This is a genomic window from Robbsia andropogonis, from assembly GCF_000970345.1.
Taxonomy (GTDB): Bacteria; Pseudomonadota; Gammaproteobacteria; order Burkholderiales; family Burkholderiaceae; genus Robbsia; species Robbsia andropogonis.
In genome coordinates this window covers 1-1,125 of record NZ_LAQU01000202.1, presented here as the reverse complement: position 1 = coordinate 1,125, position 1,125 = coordinate 1, and the positions used below count along the sequence as shown (strand labels likewise).

Genomic DNA, 1,125 nt, shown 5'->3' with positions numbered 1-1,125 from the left:
GTACGAGAGGCATGTGACGAGCATGCTTCCGCAGGCTCGGAATGGCGTCATCGTGCCGTCGGAGCGACGCTTTCGTCTGTCGCGTGCGCTCCGCATTCCGACTCACACGCCGTCGCTGGCTTCATCGGCCGGGTGGCGTCCTTGCGACGTAACGAACTGCAGGACTTAATTGGTTGGAGCGCAAAGGACGATGCTACCATGGCGAGTCTCGCAGACCAGATTGGGACGGAGGCGCAGCAGGCGGGCGAGAAGCCGCCGTACGGAGAACGGATGCTGGAGCGTATTGCGGAGTTGGAGCCGCAGCTTATCGACCGCTTTCGTTCGTTTTACTTTGCGGGCATGGAAGCAATACGCGTGTACGGAAAGCTGGCCGGTGATACGCTGCTGGAGGCCACCAGCCAAAGCCGGTAGGTTGCCAAAAGAGTCTGAAAACCGAACCAGAGCTTAGCGCGCACGCCGATGTTGATCGGCGCATCAGCGGTGCTGCGTATTTCTCCAACTTTTTGCCTTCCTCTTCATCGCAGCGAATTCGACAATGGCCTTAATGACGGATGGACCATTTCGATATCCTGGACGAATGGAAATGACATCCTGTCTAGTGGCGATTGTTGTAATAAATTTCCGCAATCGCTGCATTCGATGCGAATTTTTTGGAAAACCCTCCTCACTTTAAATTGCTAGACTTTCGTTCTAAGGCTCATCTTTTAACCTCGTCGAACTTCCGGCACGGTGATCGACCGCAAGCTCGACTCGGGCGAGAGGTTAGGTATTTTTGCTCAACCTGCAGAAAAGAAATTGGAGCAACAAGATGCAGACAAGCGCTGTTGATGTTACCGCAACGGACGCCGACGCAGGAGACATCGCCGCGCTGGCGCTCGAGCTGGCCGGGGTCAATGGCGCAGGCGACGCGAAAGTCGAAGTTTTCCGAACCGAGAGCCGGTCGGTTACGGTACGCAGTGGTGTGACGGCGGAGCGGAAGTTTCAGATGGTCTCTGAGGCGGCCATTACCGTTTATCGGGACGGCCGAAGCGCTTCTACATCGACATCCGACCTGTCGCGTAGTGGGTTAGACGCCGCCATAGCGGCCGCTTTACAGATTGCCGCAGTCACTGCGCGGGATGAGGC

The 1,125-nt window shown here is 56.6% G+C and carries 1 protein-coding gene and 1 pseudogene; both read left to right on the top strand.

Features of this window, described 5'->3' with window-relative positions; all coding sequences use genetic code 11:
* Positions 1 to 411, top strand: a pseudogene (locus WM40_RS31970) (hypothetical protein); the annotation flags it as partial.
* A 397-nt stretch (positions 412 to 808) separates the two neighbouring features.
* A partial coding sequence (locus WM40_RS27120; RefSeq protein WP_330218185.1) for a PmbA/TldA family metallopeptidase occupies positions 809 to 1,125 on the top strand: 317 nt, incomplete at its 3' end.